Source organism: Lentzea kentuckyensis, assembly GCF_002150765.1.
Taxonomy (GTDB): Bacteria; Actinomycetota; Actinomycetes; order Mycobacteriales; family Pseudonocardiaceae; genus Lentzea; species Lentzea kentuckyensis.
Genome location: NZ_MUYM01000056.1, coordinates 145200 through 160863 on the forward strand (window position 1 = coordinate 145200; position 15664 = coordinate 160863).

General features: G+C 68.5%; 15 protein-coding genes and 1 pseudogene. 4 read left to right on the top strand and 12 right to left on the bottom strand.

Features of this window, described 5'->3' with window-relative positions; translation table 11 throughout:
* Window positions 1–3: 3 nt before the first annotated feature.
* Together B0F77_RS25785 and B0F77_RS25790 are read right to left on the bottom strand one after the other, a co-directional pair.
* Window positions 4–864 (bottom strand): TIM barrel protein, encoded by an 861-nt coding sequence (locus tag B0F77_RS25785; RefSeq protein ID WP_086665547.1) that lies wholly within the window; start codon window positions 862–864, stop codon window positions 4–6.
* A gap of 5 nt (window positions 865–869) precedes the next feature.
* Window positions 870–1865 carry a Gfo/Idh/MocA family protein gene (locus tag B0F77_RS25790; protein ID WP_086665548.1) on the bottom strand — a complete coding sequence of 332 codons (996 nt, stop codon included), beginning with the start codon at window positions 1863–1865 and terminating at the stop codon, window positions 870–872.
* Between the two features lie 110 nt (window positions 1866–1975).
* On the opposite strand from B0F77_RS25790, the gene B0F77_RS25795 reads away from it, so the two are divergent.
* Window positions 1976–2977 (top strand): LacI family DNA-binding transcriptional regulator, encoded by a 1002-nt coding sequence (locus B0F77_RS25795; RefSeq protein WP_086665549.1) that lies wholly within the window; start codon window positions 1976–1978, stop codon window positions 2975–2977.
* Complete coding sequence (locus tag B0F77_RS25800) at window positions 2974–4467, top strand: CoA-acylating methylmalonate-semialdehyde dehydrogenase (protein ID WP_086665550.1); 1494 nt, start codon at window positions 2974–2976, stop codon at window positions 4465–4467. Before B0F77_RS25795 ends, B0F77_RS25800 begins: the two co-directional genes overlap by 4 nt.
* A 72-nt stretch (window positions 4468–4539) precedes the next feature.
* Here the strand turns inward: B0F77_RS25800 and B0F77_RS25805 are convergent, their stop codons facing one another.
* Genes B0F77_RS25805 through B0F77_RS25815 form a run of 3 tightly spaced genes read right to left on the bottom strand, consistent with a single transcriptional unit; the run spans window position 4540 to window position 7526 of the window.
* Window positions 4540–6003 carry a tripartite tricarboxylate transporter permease gene (locus tag B0F77_RS25805; RefSeq protein WP_086665592.1) on the bottom strand — a complete coding sequence of 488 codons (1464 nt, stop codon included), beginning with the start codon at window positions 6001–6003 and terminating at the stop codon, window positions 4540–4542.
* Between the two features lie 54 nt (window positions 6004–6057).
* Window positions 6058–6561, bottom strand: a complete 504-nt coding sequence (locus B0F77_RS25810; protein WP_086665551.1) for a tripartite tricarboxylate transporter TctB family protein — start codon at window positions 6559–6561, stop codon at window positions 6058–6060.
* The gene (locus B0F77_RS25815) at window positions 6558–7526 is read right to left on the bottom strand and encodes a Bug family tripartite tricarboxylate transporter substrate binding protein (RefSeq protein ID WP_245848628.1); all 969 of its coding nucleotides are present in this window, start codon (window positions 7524–7526) and stop codon (window positions 6558–6560) included. Before B0F77_RS25815 ends, B0F77_RS25810 begins: the two co-directional genes overlap by 4 nt.
* Window positions 7527–7656: 130 nt before the next feature.
* Here B0F77_RS25815 and B0F77_RS25820 point away from each other — a divergent pair, with 130 nt between their 5' ends.
* Window positions 7657–9195, top strand: a complete 1539-nt coding sequence (locus B0F77_RS25820; RefSeq protein WP_086665553.1) for a sensor histidine kinase — start codon at window positions 7657–7659, stop codon at window positions 9193–9195.
* Entirely contained in the window at window positions 9192–9863 is a 672-nt protein-coding gene (locus tag B0F77_RS25825; RefSeq protein WP_086665593.1) for a response regulator, read from the top strand. Before B0F77_RS25820 ends, B0F77_RS25825 begins: the two co-directional genes overlap by 4 nt.
* Here B0F77_RS25825 and arfB read toward each other — a convergent pair.
* From arfB to B0F77_RS25860, 7 genes and pseudogenes are all read right to left on the bottom strand, one after another.
* On the bottom strand, window positions 9846–10274 hold the full coding sequence (gene arfB, locus B0F77_RS25830; protein WP_086665554.1) for an alternative ribosome rescue aminoacyl-tRNA hydrolase ArfB: 429 nt from the start codon (window positions 10272–10274) through the stop codon (window positions 9846–9848). The genes B0F77_RS25825 and arfB overlap by 18 nt on opposite strands.
* A gap of 678 nt (window positions 10275–10952) precedes the next feature.
* Window positions 10953–11411 (bottom strand): annotated as a pseudogene (locus B0F77_RS49945) (SigE family RNA polymerase sigma factor); the annotation flags it as partial.
* 53 nt (window positions 11412–11464) lie between these two features.
* Window positions 11465–12526, bottom strand: coding sequence for a phosphoribosylformylglycinamidine cyclo-ligase (purM, locus tag B0F77_RS25840; RefSeq protein WP_086665555.1), 1062 nt, complete (start codon window positions 12524–12526; stop codon window positions 11465–11467).
* A 47-nt stretch (window positions 12527–12573) separates the two neighbouring features.
* Window positions 12574–14079, bottom strand: a complete 1506-nt coding sequence (purF, locus tag B0F77_RS25845) for an amidophosphoribosyltransferase (protein WP_086665556.1) — start codon at window positions 14077–14079, stop codon at window positions 12574–12576.
* A 98-nt stretch (window positions 14080–14177) separates the two neighbouring features.
* Window positions 14178–14519 carry a hypothetical protein gene (locus tag B0F77_RS25850; RefSeq protein ID WP_086665557.1) on the bottom strand — a complete coding sequence of 114 codons (342 nt, stop codon included), beginning with the start codon at window positions 14517–14519 and terminating at the stop codon, window positions 14178–14180.
* Complete coding sequence (locus B0F77_RS25855) at window positions 14519–14839, bottom strand: hypothetical protein (RefSeq protein ID WP_086665558.1); 321 nt, start codon at window positions 14837–14839, stop codon at window positions 14519–14521. Before B0F77_RS25855 ends, B0F77_RS25850 begins: the two co-directional genes overlap by 1 nt.
* Window positions 14839–15585, bottom strand: coding sequence for a maleylpyruvate isomerase N-terminal domain-containing protein (locus tag B0F77_RS25860; protein ID WP_245848617.1), 747 nt, complete (start codon window positions 15583–15585; stop codon window positions 14839–14841). The genes B0F77_RS25855 and B0F77_RS25860 overlap by 1 nt, the downstream gene beginning before the upstream one ends.
* Window positions 15586–15664 lie beyond the last annotated feature (79 nt).

Genomic DNA, 15664 nt, shown 5'->3' on the forward strand with positions numbered 1-15664 from the left:
CCTTCAGAGGATCTTGCTGAGGTGCGCGAGGCTGCGCCCGGTGTCCTTCAGTGGTGTGTCCACTGGACTTCCGTCCTTGAGCTGAGTGTCCTGCTCAAGCACGAACCAACCGGTGTAGCCCGCCTCCTGAACGAGCTTCACCAGCGCTTCCACGTCCACGTCGCCGTCCCCGAGCGGCACGTAGATGCCCTGTTCCACGGCATCGGTGTAACTGAGCTCGCCGCTGCGCACCTTCGCCGCGATCCCGTCACGCACGTCCTTGAGGTGCACGTGACCGATCCGGTCCGGGTAGCGGCGCGCCAGCTCGACCGGATCCGTGCCACCGATGAGGAGGTGGCCGGTGTCCAGGCAGAGCTGGAGATCGGAGTCCGCGAGGAACCTGTCGACCTCCGCCTCCCGCTCGACGTGGGTGCCCACGTGCGGGTGCAGCACGGTCCTGAGGCCATGCCCTGCGGCGATCTCGCGGATCTTCGCGCAGGTGCTGACGAGGGTGTTCCACTCGTCGTCGGTGAGCTGCGGCGTTTCGTCGTAGCCGTCCAGCCCCGTCGCGGCGGCGAGCACGAGCACCTCGGCGCCACCGGCCTTGAGGATCGCGGCCACCCGGTCGGCTTCGTCCAGAGTGGACTGGACGTCGGTGTGCAGGGTGACCGCGAGGAACCCGCCGACCAGCGTCAGTTCGAACTCGCTGAGCAGTGCCTTCAAGGCACCGGGGTCGGCGGGCAGGTAGTCGGGCGGGCCGAGCTCGGTGGCCGTGAGGCCCAGCTCGTTCATCTCGCCCAGCACGGTGGTCGCGGGCAGGACGTTGCCCCAGCCCGGAACCTCGCACACGCCCCAGGAGATCGGTGCCCCAGCGATCTTCGCCATGTCCTTCAGTTCCCCTCGATCTTCACCGGTGCGCCGCTGCGGCGCGACTGCTCACACGCTTCGGCCAGGCGAAGGCTGATCAAACTCTCCCGCGCCGGCGACGGGTTCGCGACCTCGCCCTTGATGACCTGCGTGAACAGGTTCATCTCGTTGACGTACGCGCGGTGGAAGCGCTCCGGGAATCCGGGGTAGGCGTCCGGTCCGGCCACGTGGCCGCCAGGCTCCAGCGAGTTGAGCGGCGTCTTCTGGTCGACGCCGGCGACCAGGGAGTCCTTGCTGCCCAGCACCTCGATGCGGTGGTCGTAGCCGACCGGGTCGTGCCTGCCGCCGGCCAACGTGGCGTGCGCGCCGCCCGCGAACTTCAGCATCACGACCGCGTTGTCGACGTCGTCAGCGTCCGCGAACGCCTGGTGCACCAGCACGGAACCGCTTGCGTAGACCTCGACGACCGGCTCGCCGACCAGCCACGGCACGCAGTCCAGGTCGTGGATCAGCAGGTCGCGGAAGATGCCGCCGGACGCCGGCAGGTAGGAGAAGTCCGGCGGGTTCGCGTCGTTGCCGACCGCCCTGACCAGGTAGATGTCGCCGACCTCGCCGGCGCGGATGCGGCGGTTCAGCTCGTAGATGGCCGGGTCGAACCGGCGCTGGAAGCCCACCAGCACCTCGACACCGGACTTCTCGACGTCCTCGACGAGCGCGGTCATCTCGGCGAGGTCGCTCGCGATCGGCTTCTCGCACAGCGTGGGGACCCCTCGCCCGATCGCCGCGCGGAGCATCTCGGGGTGGGTGTTGGTCGGCGTGGCCAGCAGGACGCCGTCGACGCTGCCGAGCAACGTGTCGAGGTCGTCCACCGCCTTGGTCCCGCTCAGCTCAGCCGACGCCTGCGCGGCGCGACCGGGCACCGGGTCGAAGAGAAGCACCTCGTCGACTCGATCCAGTGCGGCGAGGTTGGTCGCGTGCATGGTGCCGATCCTGCCGACACCCGCTACTCCGATCCGCATCGCAGGTTTCCCCTGTTCATCGCCGGTGATGTGTTAGAGCGCTCTATTGGTTGGAGCGCTCCAATGCTGTAACTTCGGCCACAGGGTGTCAAGAGGGGAGGTGGCTTCAGATGGTCAGGCCGACGATGGAAGACGTCGCTCTGCGCGCGGGTGTGTCCCGTGCTCTGGTGTCACTGGTGATGCGCGGTTCACCCAAGGTGAGCGAGATGCGACGCACCGCTGTGCTGAAGGCCGCGGAGGAACTGGGGTACTCGCCGCACGCCATGGCGCGCTCGTTGGCCTCGCGCACGTCGACGGTGCTCGGCGTGATGGTTTCCGACCTGCACAACGCGTTCTTCGCCGAGGTCGTGGACGGCATCGACGAGGTGGCACGCGAGCAGGGGTTCGACATCATCATCAACACCGGTGGCCGCTCGCCCGCCCGCGAACGCCGAGCCCTGGAATCCCTGCTGTCGTTTCGCCCTGCCGGACTCATCCTGTTGTCCCCTGTCGTGCCGGCGACCGCCATCGGCAAGGCCGCCGAACAACTTCCGATCGTGCTCGTGGCCCGTTCGTCGCGAGTGTCCACTGTGGATACCGTGAACGACGACGGCGAGCAGGGCGCGCGACTCGCGGTCGACCACCTGGTGTCGTTGGGACACAAGCGGATTGCCCATTTAGACGGCGGTGAAGGCACTCAGGCCGGACCTCGTCGCCGTGGGTACGTCACGGCCATGGAGGCGCACGGTCTCGTGCCGCAGGTCGTGTCTTCCGAGTACACCGACGCGGCCGGCGCACGCGCGATCCGTGCACTGATCGCTGATGATTCGTTGCCCACCGCCATCCTGTCCTGCAACGACTTCAACGCCGTCGGCGCCATTTCGGCGTTGGAAGACGCGGGTTTGCGCGTTCCGGCCGATGTTTCCGTTGTGGGGTACGACAACACTTCGTTGGCAGCACTCCGCCACGTCTCCCTGACCACGATCGACCAGCCCCGTGCCGAGTTCGGCCGGTTGGCGGCTCTCGCTCTGCTGCAGCGAGTTCGCGACGAGCGCACTGAACCCGTGCGCCATCTCCTCAATCCCTCTCTCGTAGTCCGCAACACGACAGCTCCCCCAGGAGGACCGCGTTGAGCACCATCCCCCACTGGATCGACGGCGCCCGCACCACGGGGGTGTCGTCCCGAACCTCTGACGTCTTCAACCCGGCGACCGGTGCGGTGTCGGCCCAGGTCGTGCTCGCGGAGCAGGCCGACGTCGACCTCGCGGTCGCCTCGTCGCTGAAGGCCGCGCAGTCCTGGGCCGAGTCGTCGTTGTCGACGCGTTCGCGGATCCTGTTCGCCTACCGCCACCTGCTGCACGAGGCACGCGACGAGCTCGCCGCGATCATCACCTCCGAGCACGGCAAGGTGCTGTCCGACGCGGCCGGCGAGGTGCAGCGCGGACTCGAGGTCGTCGAGTTCGCGTGCGGCATCCCGCAGTTGCTGAAGGGTGAGCACTCCGAGCAGGTCTCGCGCGGTGTCGACGCCTACTCGCTGCGGCAACCGCTCGGTGTGGTCGCGGGCATCACGCCGTTCAACTTCCCCGTGATGGTGCCGATGTGGATGTTCCCCATCGCCATCGCGACCGGGAACACGTTCGTTCTCAAGCCTTCCGAGCGCGACCCGTCGGCGTCGGTTCGACTGGCCGAGCTGTTCCAGGAGGCCGGGCTGCCCGACGGCGTGCTGAACGTCCTGCAGGGCGACGCCTTCGCGGTGAACGCGCTGCTCGACCACCCGGACGTCGCCGCGGCCTCGTTCGTCGGCTCGACCCCGATCGCCCGGCACGTCTACACGCGCGGCACGGCGGCCGGGAAGCGCGTGCAGGCGTTGGGTGGCGCGAAGAACCACATGGTCGTGTTGCCGGACGCCGACCTCGACGTCGCCGCGGATGCCGCTGTCTCCGCTGGTTACGGCTCCGCGGGCGAACGCTGCATGGCGATCTCGGTGGTCGTGGCGGTGGGCGAGACCGGCGACGAACTGGTCGCCAAGATCGCCGCACGGACCCGTGACCTGCACCCGTCGGTGCTGCCGGGCACCAACCCCGACGCCCAGATGGGCCCGCTGGTCACCGGTGTGCACCGGGACAAGGTCCGGTCCTATGTGGACGCGGGCGAGGCCGCCGGCGCCACCCTGGTCGTCGATGGCCGCGGGCATGCTCCCGAGGGCCACGAGAACGGGTTCTGGCTCGCGCCAACGCTGTTCGACCACGTCACGCGGGACATGACGATCTACACCGACGAGATCTTCGGCCCGGTGCTGTCGGTCGTGCGCGTCGACACGTTCGAGGACGCCGTCGACCTGGTGAACAGCAACCAGTACGGCAACGGCACCGCGATCTACACCGGTGACGGTCTGGCCGCGCGTGAGTACCAGCGGCGCGTGCACGTTGGCATGGTCGGCATCAACGTGCCGATCCCCGTGCCGATGGCCTACTACTCGTTCGGTGGCTGGAAGGACTCGCTGTTCGGCGACACGCACGTTCACGGCGCCGAGGGCGTGAAGTTCTACACGCGCGCCAAGGCCATCACAGCCCGTTGGCCCCAACAACACGGCGTGAACCTGGGCTTCCCAACCCACGGCTGACCCCTGCTGCTTGAACGCACGCGGGGCCCTTTCGCACTCCAGGAGTGAACGAAAGGTCCCCGCGTGCACTTCTCAGGCGTCGATTTTTTCGCGCTCAGGGGTGGGAGCGGTAGGAGGGGTTGGGCTGGGGAGGAAGCGGCGGATCAGCGGGAAGAAGAGGATGAGCAGGATGACCACGTAGACGATGATCGCCATCGGCGTGTTCACCAGGCCCGTCAGCGAACCGTCGGAGAGCTGCAGCGCGCGGCGCATCTGCTGTTCCGCGGCCGGGCCGAGGATCACGCCGATGATCGCCGGCAGCACCGGCAGGCCGTAGCGGCGCATCGCGAAGCCCAGCAGGCCGATCACGAACATCAGCAGCAGGTCGAAGATGTCCGCGTTCACCGCGTACGCGCCGACCGAGGCGAAGAACAGGATGCCCGCGTAGAGGTACGGCCGCGGGATCCGCAGCAGCTTCGCCCACAACGGCGCCAGCGGCAGGTTCAACACCAGCAGCAGCGTCAGGCCGATGAACAGCGACGCGATCAGCGCCCACACCAAGCCGGCTTCCCGCTGGAACAGCAGCGGGCCGGGCTGGATGCCGTACTGCTGGAACGCCGCGAGCATCACGGCCGCGACCGCGGTGGTCGGCAGGCCCAGCGTCAGCATCGTGACCAGGGTGCCTGCGGCGGACGCGGAGGCCGTGGACTCCGGGCCCGCGACGCCCTCGATGGCCCCCTTGCCGAACTCGTCCTTGTGCTTGGAGAGCCGCTTCTCCGTCACGTACGACAGGAACGTCGGGATCTCCGCACCTCCGGCGGGAATCGCGCCGAACGGGAACCCGATCACCGGCCCGCGCAGCCACGGCTTCCAGGTGCGCTTGAGGTCGGACTTCGAGAGCCACGGACGGCCGACCGGGATCGGCTCGAACGGCTTGCGCCGCAGGTGGGCCGCGACCCACAGGGCCTCGCCGACCGCGAACAGCGCCACCGCGACGACCACGACGTCGATGCCGTCCGCGAGGTGCAGCGAGCCGAACGTCAGGCGCTGCTGGCCGGTCATCTCGTCGAGGCCGACCAGACCGAGCGTCAGACCGATGAGCAACGATGCCACGCCGCGGATCCGGGAGGCACCGAGCACCGACGTGACGGCGATGAACGCCAGCACCATGATCGCGAACAGGTCCGGTGCGCCGATGTCGACCGCGTGCTTGGCCACGAACGGCGCCAGCAGCACGATCAGCAGCGTGCCGATGATGCCGCCGGTGAAGTGGCCGATGGCGGCGGCGGCCAGCGCTTGCGCTCCACGTCCCTTGCGGGCCATGGGATTGCCTTCGAACGCGGTGACCACCGCGGCGCTCTCGCCCGGCGTGTTCAGCAGGATCGACGTCGTCGAGCCACCGAACATGCCGCCGTAGTAGATGCCGGCGAACATGATGAACGCGCCGGTCGGTTCCATGCCGTAGGTGACGGGTAGCAGCAGCGCCACCGCCATGGCCGGGCCGATGCCGGGCAGGACGCCGATCGCGGTGCCGAGCAGCACGCCGATCGCCGCCATCAGCAGGTGTGTCGGCGTCAGCGCGGTCGCGAAGCCGTCGAGCAGTTGTTCCACCTAGAACACCTCCATCAACGGGCCACCGGGCAGGGGGACGCCGAGCAGGTTGTTGAACACCAGGAACGTCAGGATCGAGAGACCGGCCGCGATCAACGGGTCGCGCACCAGGTTGCGGCTGCCGAGCGCGTAGGCCGCGCCCCAGAACAGGATCGCGCCCGAGATCGGGAACCCGACCACGCCGATCAGCACGGCGTTGGCGAGGAAAGCCCCGCACAGCAGCAGGACCGTGCGCAGATCGGCCGGTGCGGACAGGTCGACGTCCTCGCCGGCCTCCGCCTCGCCACGACCGCCGCGCAGCACGTCGCGGGCCAGCAGCACGGCGACGAGCAGGAGCAGCGAGCCGACCAGGATCGGCACCGCCTTCGGGCCGACCGGACCGCGCTGGGCGAAGTCCGTGGGGATGCGCAGCGCGTCGGTCAGCACCAGCACGCCGAGCACGACCAGCAGGGCGCAGATGCCCAGCTCAGAGCGTTCCCGCAACCACGCTTTCGTCGCTGTCATGCCAGCCCCAAGTCCTTCAGCACCGTTGCCACCCGCTTGTTCTCGTTTTCCAGGAAGGTCCTGAACTCGTCCCCTGGTGCGAAGGCGCCGGTCCAGCCGTTGCGCTGCAACGCTTCCGCCCACTGCGGCGTCTTCTGGAGCCGCCCGAACAGGTCGACCAGCTTGTCGCGGTCGGTCTGCGTGATGCCCGGCGGCGCGACGATGCCGCGCCAGTTGGTGAACTCGACGTCCACGCCGGCCTGCTTGAGCGTCGGCGCGTCGATGCCCTGGATGCGGTCCTTGCTCGTCACCGCGAGCACCCGCAACGTGCCGGCCTGGATCTGGTCGCGGTACTCGCCGACGCCGGAGACGCCGAACGCCACCTTGCCGCCGAGCACGGACGCCAGCAGTTCGCCGCCACCGTCGAACGGGATGTAGTTGACCGTCTTCGGCTGCAGGCCCACGGCCTTCGCGATCAGCATCGGGGCCAGGTGGTCGGGGCCGCCGGGAGCCGAGCCGCCGCCCACGGTCACCGTGCCGGGGCTGGCCTTCCACGCGTCCACGAGCTGTTGCATCGACGTGTACGGCGAGTCCTTCGCGACCACGACGATGTCCGGTTCCTCGATCAGCTTCGCGATCGGGGTGGTGTCGAGCAGCGAGTTCGGCGACTTGTTCGTGTACACCGCGCCGACGACGCCCAGACCCATCGACATGATCAGCTTGCCGTTGCCGCGCTCGCCGACCGTGCGGCCGAGCCCGACCGTGCCGCCGGCGCCGGGGAGGTTGAACACCTCGGCGTTGCGCAGCAGGTCAGCGTCCTCCATGGCCTTGGCCGCGGTCCTGGCGGTGATGTCGTACCCGCCGCCAGGGGAGTTCGGCACGAGCACGCGCAGCGCCCTGACCTGGTTCGTGTCGCCGCTGTCCGCACCCGGCGTCAGCAGCGGTGGCACCAGCAGGACGGCGAGCAACGCCGTCGCCACCGCCACCCACACCTTCACCGACACTGTGATCCCCGCCTCTCGTCCGCGTGGTTCGACATGTTGCTCTCGTGTAAACCTTGATGTCGCTCTTGCGCTTCTAAGGTTTCTTTCGGTCTTTCTGGTCACGGGAGGTTTCATGCGCCGCCGCCGTTCCCTGGCCAGTCAACTCCTCGTGTGGCAACTCGTAGTCGTCACCTTGCTACTGTGCGCGGTCGGCGCGCTGACGGTCGTCCAGACGGGGAGCAACTTTCGCTCCAACGAGGAACGCCGCATGCTCTCGGTCGCGGAGACGGTGGCCGCGAACTCGCTGGTCCAGGAGCAGATGGGCAACTGGCGGCTGCTCGCCGCGCCCGCCGAGACGGCCCGCAGCCTGTCCGGTGCCTCCTACGTGCTGATCCTCAACGACAAGCGGCTCGTGATCGCCTCGCCGGTCCCGGACCAGATCGGGTCCACTCTGGACACCCGGACCACCGCGCTGGAGGGCAGGTCCTGGACCGGAACCATCGGCGACTCGATCGAGGCGCACGTGCCGGTGTTCGACCCGATCAGCCGCCGGGTGAACGGCATGGTGATCGCGGGAGCCGAGGATCAGGGAGTGTTCGCCGGCGTGCTGCAGCAACCCGTCGACGTGCTGCGTTACCTGGCGATCGCGCTGGTCATCGGCGTCACCGGGTCGTTGCTGCTGGCCCGCAGGGTGAAGAACCAGACGCTCGGACTGGAGCCGCACGAGATCACCGCGCTGGTCGAGAACCGCGAGGCGTTGCTGCACGGCATCCGCGAGGGCGTCGTCGGTCTCGACGGGCAGCATCGGATCACACTGGTCAACGACCACGCGAGCGACCTGCTGGCGTTGCCGGAGGACGCGGTGGGCCGCTCGGTCGAGGAACTGGAGCTCAACGAACGGCTGCGCGACGTGCTGACCGGCCGCGCGACCGGTGTCGACCAGCTGGTGCTGCGGCAGGGCGTCGTGCTGACGTTGAACCGCATGCCGATCGAAAGCGGTGAGGGCGCCGTGGTGACGTTGCGAGATCGCACCGAACTCCTTGCGCTGCAACATGAACTCGACGCGTCCCAGCACGCGACGGACACGTTGCGAGCGCAGGCGCACGAGTTCGCGAACCGGCTGCACACCATCGCCGGGCTGATCGCGCTGAAGGAGTACGACGAGGTCACCAACTACATTCACCAGATCAGCTCGGCACAGGACCAGTGGCGGGCCGAGGTCAGCTCGTCGATCGGCGACCCCGCCGTGGCCGCGTTGCTGATCGCGAAGGCTTCTTTGGCGGCCGAACGCGGCACGGCGTTGCGGATGGGCCCGGACAGCGTGCTGGGACGCGTCGACGAAGCTCTGTCCGCGGATCTGGTGATGGTGCTGGGAAATCTCGTCGACAACGCGTTGGATGCACTGAGCTCGCCGAGCACCAACGGAGCCGGCAAGTGGATCGAGGTGGGGGTGCTGCAGTTGGACGACGAGGTCCAGGTCGTGGTGCGTGACTCGGGTCCCGGTGTGGCGCCGGAACTGGCCGAGGAGGTGTTCCGGCACGGGTTCACGACCAAGGCGGCGTCGCACGGCGAACGCGGCATCGGACTCGCGCTGATCCGGCGGGCGTGCCTGCGGCGCGGTGGTTCGGTGAGCGTGTCGGGTTCGGTCTTCACCGCAAGGCTTCCGTGGTGATCCGGGTGCTCGTCGTCGACGACGACTTCATGGTGGCCAAGGTCCACAGCGGATATGTCGCGCGCACAGAGGGTTTCGAGGTCGTCGGGGTCGCGCACACCGGCGGAGACGCGTTGCGGCTGGTGTCCTCGTTGAAACCGGACCTGGTGCTGCTCGACGTCTACCTGCCGGACCAGAGTGGGATCGACGTGCTGAAGTCGTTGCGTGCCAACGAGGACGTGGACGTCATCGTGATCACTGCGGCGACCGACGTCGACACCGTGCGCAGTGCGATGCGCGGCGGCGTGTTGCACTACCTGATCAAGCCGTTCGACTACTCGGCACTGCGTGACCAGCTCGCGCACTTCGCGTCGTTGCGGGAGAAGCTGCACCGGCTCGACTCGGCCGGGCAGGCGGACGTGGACCAGGTCTTCGGTGCGCGGCCTACTTCGAAACCGTTGCTGCCCAAGGGTTTGACCCCGGAGACCGCACGGCTCGTGGAGGGCGCGCTGCGGTCACATCCGGACGGGCTCTCGGCTTCGGAGTGCGCCTCGTCGACCGGCGTTGCACGGGTGAGTGCGCGGCGGTACCTGGAGCACTTCGTGTCCATCGGACGGGCCGAGGTTCGGTTGCGGTACGGCGGAACCGGCCGTCCGGAACGGATCTACGCGCTAGTCCCAGGAGCCTGAGCGGCCACGGCCGCGTTTGGTGTCCGCACGGCGCTTCTTCGAGGCGATGCGGCGTTCCTGCGACCCCTTGGTGGGCTTCGTCGGCCTGCGCACAGGAGGTGGCGCGGCGGCGGCAGCGCGGAGGATCGCGGCGAGGCGTTCGCGGGCCGCGGCGCGGTTCTGCAGCTGTGCGCGGTGCTCGGACGCGGCGATCGTGAGCACGCCGTCGACGAGCCTGTTCTGGAGCCTGTCGAGCATCCGGCGCTTGAGGTGCTCGGGGATCGACGGCGAGGCTGCCAGGTCGAACGAGAGCTCCACGCGGCTGTCCGCCGTGTTCACTCCCTGCCCACCCGGCCCGCCTGACCTGGAAAAACGTTCGCGCAGCTCGGACGCCGGCAGCACCAGCGTCCGAGTCACGGTCACGTCATTCATGTCTTCAGGTTAGAAGGTCAGGCCCGGAAGTGTCGCGATCTTTATCAGGGCGTCTCGGCCGAGCAGCGGTTCCGGCCTGGTGACTGCGGCGTTGCGATCGGAATCGACGGGGTCGATCGTCTGCGGCGCGGCGAGGTTGTCGCTGCGGATCTCGACCTGCGTGCCATCGGACCGGATCACTCCCGCCGACCAGATCACGGATCCGTTCTGCTCGGGCCACCGGGTAGTCACGATCTTGAAGCCGTTGACCGTTTCGGACGAGCAGTCGATGTCGGCCCGCATCGGGCAGGCGAAGTTGGCCGGATTCTTCGGGCGACTCAGGATGATCACGAGATTGCCCGCGCCCTGTGCGTCGGTCAGACGAGCCGCGGCGTACCGGTAGTAGTCCTTCGAGTAGAAGGTCAGTGCCCGGCTGCCTGCGACGTCTCCCGCGGTGACGCCGGGCGGGACGATACCGGCGTCGCGCAGGGTTCGGGTCAGTTCCTCGTTGTGGTCGACGGCGGCCGAAACGCTCTGCCCCGAGGTCGGCCGCGGTGACGCCAGGTACCCGATCGTGCCCAGTCCGGCCAGCACCACGAACGCCATCGCCGTGGCGATCGCCGTGCGCCTGCGGGCGAGCTTCGTCCTGCCCTTCCGGATCACCTCTGAGGTGTGGATCCGCGACGCCGGCTCGTCCTCCAGCAGGTCGCGCAGCGCCGCGAGCCCCTTGGCCGCCTGGCTCTTCACCGTGCCCTCCGTCCTGCCGAGGATGCGGGCGGTCTCGGTGACGCTCAGGTCCTCCCAGTACCGCAGCACGACGACGGCACGTTGGCCCGGCGGCAACGCGTCGAGTGCCTGCCGCAGGTCGAAGTCCGCCGAGTCGTCGATCACCGGGTGTTCGGGCACGGCGTCGACGGACCGTTCCCGCTGGAAGAACCCGCGGCGGCCCTCGTCGATGGCGGTGCGCACCAGCACTTTGCGCGCGTACGCGTCGACGCTGTCCTTGCGCACGCGCGTCCAGGCCACGTAGAGCTTGATCAACGCGGACTGGACGATGTCCTCCGCGCGATGCCAGTCGCCGCACAGCAGGAACGCCGTGCGGCGCATGACGAGAGCGCGTGCGTCGACGAACTCGCCGAACTCGCGGTCGCGGTCCAAGTGCCCCTCCTCGGTCGCCGCTTAGTACGCGGCGACCGCCTCAGGAGGTTGCCTCAGAAACGCGGGTGGTCGCCAACGAGCGCTGCGCCGCCCTCGGGGGACTTGGTGATCTCGCCCAGCACCCACGCCGGGACGTGGCGCGCGGTCAGCACGGCCAGGGCGCGGTCGACGTCCTCGGGCGCGACGACGGCGACCATGCCGACGCCCATGTTGAACGCCTTCTCCATCTCCTCGCGCTCCACGCGGCCGCGCTGGGCGATGAGCTGGAACACCGGGGCGGGCGTCCAGGTGCCGCGGTCGAGCTTGGCGTGCAGGCCGTCGGGCAGCACGCGGGCCAGGTTCGCGGCCAGGCCACCACCGGTGACGTGGGAGAACCCGCGGACCTCTGTCTCGGCGATCAGCGCGAGGCAGTCCTTGGCGTAGATCTTGGTCGGCTCCAGCAGCTCCTCGCCGAGGGTGCGGCCGAACTCCTCGACGTGACCCTCGAGCGGCATCCGCGCGATCTCCAGCAGCACGTGCCGGGCCAGCGAGTAGCCGTTGGAGTGCAGGCCGGACGAACCCATCGCGATGACGACGTCGCCGTCGCGCACGCGGTCAGGACCGAGCAGCTTGGACTGCTCGACCACGCCGACGCCGGTGCCGGAGATGTCGTAGTCGTCGTCGCCCATCAGACCGGGGTGCTCGGCCGTCTCGCCGCCGAGCAGCGCGCACCCGGCCTGGACACAGCCCTCGGCGATGCCCTTGACCAGCGCGGCGATCTTGTCAGGGACGACCCGGCCGACCGCGATGTAGTCCTGCACGAACAGCGGCTCGGCACCGCACACGACCAGGTCGTCCACGATCATGGCGACCAGGTCGATGCCCACGGTGTCGTGCTTGTCGAGCGCCTGCGCGACCGCGATCTTGGTGCCGACGCCGTCCGTGGAGGACGCGAGGATCGGCTCCTTCCAGCGGTCGAGCTTGAGCTGGAACAGGCCGGCGAACCCGCCGATGCCACCGAGCACCTCGGGCCGGTGCGCCTTGGCCGCCCACGGCTTGAGCTTCTCCACCGCCTCGTCACCTGCGGCGATACTGACTCCGGCGGCGGCGTAGGTGGCCTTGGCGCTGTCGGTCACGTCAACTTCTTCCACTTGGATCTGGGGTCGCAGGGACGTACCCAAAGTTAAGGACGGCGGAGTGCGTCTTCGGCACCATAGCCGCTCGCCAGGACGGGAGCGGCCGAGCCCGCCACGCCCTTGAGGCCCTCGAGCAGGTGCTTGCCGATGAGCGCGTCCGGCGGCAGTTCGATCGGGTACTCCCCGTCGAAGCAGGCCGAGCACAGCCGCGTCTTGGGCTGCTCGGTCGCGGCGATGAGCTGCTCGAGCGACACGTACCCGAGCGAGTCGGCGCCGACCGAGCGGCGGATGCCGTCGTCGTCCAGCCCGTTCGCGATGAGCTCCGCACGTGAGGCGAAGTCGATGCCGTAGAAGCACGGCCACTTGACGGGCGGCGACGCGATCCGCACGTGCACCTCGAGCGCACCGGCCTCGCGCAACATGCGGACGAGCGCGCGCTGGGTGTTGCCGCGCACGATCGAGTCGTCCACGACGACCAGCCGCTTGCCGCGGATGACGTCCCGCAGCGGGTTCAGCTTGAGCCGGATGCCCAGCTGGCGGATGGTCTGCGACGGCTGGATGAACGTCCGCCCGACGTAGGCGTTCTTGACCAGGCCGGACCCGTACGGGATGCCGCTGGCCTGCGCGTACCCGATCGCGGCCGGCGTGCCGGACTCCGGCACCGGGATCACCAGGTCGGCCTCGACCGGGTGCTCCTTGGCGAGCCGGCGACCGATCTCGACGCGCGTGGCGTGGACGCCGCGCCCGGAGATCGTGGTGTCCGGCCGCGCCAGGTAGACGTACTCGAAGATGCAGCCCTTGGGCTCGGGAGTCGCGAACCGGGTGGACCGCAGCCCGTCCTCGTCGATCGCGATGAGCTCACCGGGCTCGACCTCGCGCACGAAGCTCGCACCCACGATGTCCAGCGCCGCGGTCTCGCTCGCCACGACCCAGCCGCGGTCGAGCCGGCCGAGCACCAGCGGGCGAACCCCGTGCGGGTCACGCGCCGCGTAGAGCGTGGACTCGTCGGAGAAGGTGAGGCAGTAGGCGCCCTTGACGGTGGGCAGCAGCTCCAGCGCGGCCTGCTCGATGCCCTTGTCGGCCGCCGCGTGCGCGAGCAGCCCGCACAGGATGTCCGAGTCGGTGGTGGCGCCGTTGCGCGCGACGATGCCGAGCTCTTTCGCCTTTTCGAGGAGTTCGGCGGTGTTCACGAGGTTGCCGTTGTGCCCGAGACTCAGACCACTTCCGGCGGCCGTGGTCCGGAACGTCGGCTGCGCGTTCTCCCAGGTCGTGGACCCGGTGGTGGAGTAACGGCAGTGCCCGACGGCCACGTGGCCCTTGAGAGACTGCAGGACCTGCTCGTCGAACACCTGGCTGACGAGCCCGAGGTCCTTGAAGACGACGACCTGAGCCCCGTCACCGACCGAGATGCCCGCCGCCTCCTGGCCGCGGTGCTGCAGGGCGTAGAGCCCGTAGTAGGTGAGCTTGGAAACATCTTCACCCGGAGCCCAGACGCCGAAGACGCCGCACTCCTCACGGGGTTCCTGTTCGGACTGGGAATGGTCGGCGACCACCGAATTGGCTCCCTCACGAGTGGGGCTGGCTGCAACCCGAGTGTAAGTGGAGCAGGGGGCCAACTACCCCCTTCGCACCCCCGGTGAGGTGACGAAACTCATGCCTTCCGGCACTGAAACAGCTCAGTTTGGATCGAGTTGGTCTGCAGGGCCCCGATCGTGCGTTGCTTCGCCAGACACGTGACTTCGTCGCCGACCTTCACGTCACCGTCGATTTCGGCGGGCTCCATGATCTTGCCGATGAAGTTGTCCCGGTCGTACGCGTCCTCCGGCAAATCGCCGACCGGGTCCAGCCAGACCTGCACGTCGGGCGGAAGGTAGTCGAGTCCGACATCGTTCTCTTCGATCTTGGTGACCTTCAGCCGGATCTCCGCCTCCCAGGTGCCGGCACATCCGGCGAGCACGAGGCAGCCGAGCAGGATGAGAACGATCTTGCGCATCAGGCCTTCTTGCACCCGGTGAGCCTGGTCTTCACGTTCGAGTTCTCGAACGCGCTCCCTTTGTTCTGCGTGATCGTGCAGATGACCTCGTCACCGACAACCGCACCCCCACTGATCTCGCGCTCATACGCGAGCTGATGCTCCAGCGCCTTCGGATCCAGCGCGTTCTTCGGCGCGCCGTCCACCAGATCGAGTTTCAGATACTCGGTCGGAGAGCTGTTGTCGATCCCGCTGATCTTGTAGCGAAGCTCGTGTTCGGAGCTGGCCGCACACGCGGTCAACAGCAAGCAACCGAGTAGCAGCGCGGTCAGATTGCGCATCAGTGCCCCCGTCCGACCTGCAGGACGTCCAGGACGCGCCGGTCTCCGGTCATCTCTTTGAGGTTCATCCGGTTCCAGAGCCAGAAGTAGACGAGTTCGGCCTCGCCGACGATCTGAGCGCCGCCGTCCTCGCCGGGAGCAGCGGCGCGGACCTCAGGCACCTCGCCGGGTGCGAGGGAGATCAGCCACGACTCGGGCACGTCGGTCGGCCGCACGACAGCACTGCCGGACACCTCACCCGGCACGTCACCTGCAACCTTGGCCGCGACGATCGTGGTCAGCACCTCATCGATGCCGTCGACTGCGAGGTCGGCGTCGGTGGCGACAAGCTGCCGCACGGTGGCCTGAGCGTCGAACCGACGCAGCACCGTCTCATGGGCGACGCGGCGATGCCACACCCACGCGAGGTCGGGCGCGGATGGCGAGAACGTCCACACCGGCCGGTTACCCGGTACGGCTGTCAGGATCTCGTGCGCAGCCACCAACTGGAGATCGAGATACTCCAGCGGGGCGAGGCCGGTGGGCGCGGGCGGCGGCTGCATCGGACTGCGGCTGCCCGTGCGCAAGTAAGCGGTGGACGTCTCCAGGAAGCGCGCGAGGTGGATGACCAGATCCTGCACCGTCCACCCTGGACGGGTCGGCACCTCGGCTGTCGGGTCCGCGTCTGACACTGCCTTGCGGAACATCTCCGCCTGCTCCATGAACACGGCGGTCCACCGCTGGGCCGTCCACCCTGTCTGCACCATGGGGTCATCGTGCCCCAAACGCGCCACGCGTGAGTGGGGAACCGGCCATGATGCTTCTGCGTCGCATGGATCAGAGACC

Excerpts from the sequence above, each read along its gene's own strand:
- B0F77_RS25805 (WP_086665592.1), bottom strand. The coding sequence starts at position 6,003 with ATGGCGGCGATCGGCGTGCTGCTCGGCACCGCGATCGGCGTCCTGCCC.
- B0F77_RS25860 (WP_245848617.1), bottom strand. The coding sequence starts at position 15,585 with ATGGTGCAGACAGGGTGGACGGCCCAGCGGTGGACCGCCGTGTTCATG.
- B0F77_RS25795 (WP_086665549.1), top strand. The coding sequence starts at position 1,976 with ATGGTCAGGCCGACGATGGAAGACGTCGCTCTGCGCGCGGGTGTGTCC.
- B0F77_RS25810 (WP_086665551.1), bottom strand. The coding sequence starts at position 6,561 with ATGACAGCGACGAAAGCGTGGTTGCGGGAACGCTCTGAGCTGGGCATC.
- B0F77_RS25785 (WP_086665547.1), bottom strand. The coding sequence starts at position 864 with ATGGCGAAGATCGCTGGGGCACCGATCTCCTGGGGCGTGTGCGAGGTT.
- B0F77_RS25790 (WP_086665548.1), bottom strand. The coding sequence starts at position 1,865 with ATGCGGATCGGAGTAGCGGGTGTCGGCAGGATCGGCACCATGCACGCG.
- arfB (WP_086665554.1), bottom strand. The coding sequence starts at position 10,274 with ATGAATGACGTGACCGTGACTCGGACGCTGGTGCTGCCGGCGTCCGAG.
- B0F77_RS25820 (WP_086665553.1), top strand. The coding sequence starts at position 7,657 with ATGCGCCGCCGCCGTTCCCTGGCCAGTCAACTCCTCGTGTGGCAACTC.
- B0F77_RS25855 (WP_086665558.1), bottom strand. The coding sequence starts at position 14,839 with ATGCGCAATCTGACCGCGCTGCTACTCGGTTGCTTGCTGTTGACCGCG.
- B0F77_RS25850 (WP_086665557.1), bottom strand. The coding sequence starts at position 14,519 with ATGCGCAAGATCGTTCTCATCCTGCTCGGCTGCCTCGTGCTCGCCGGA.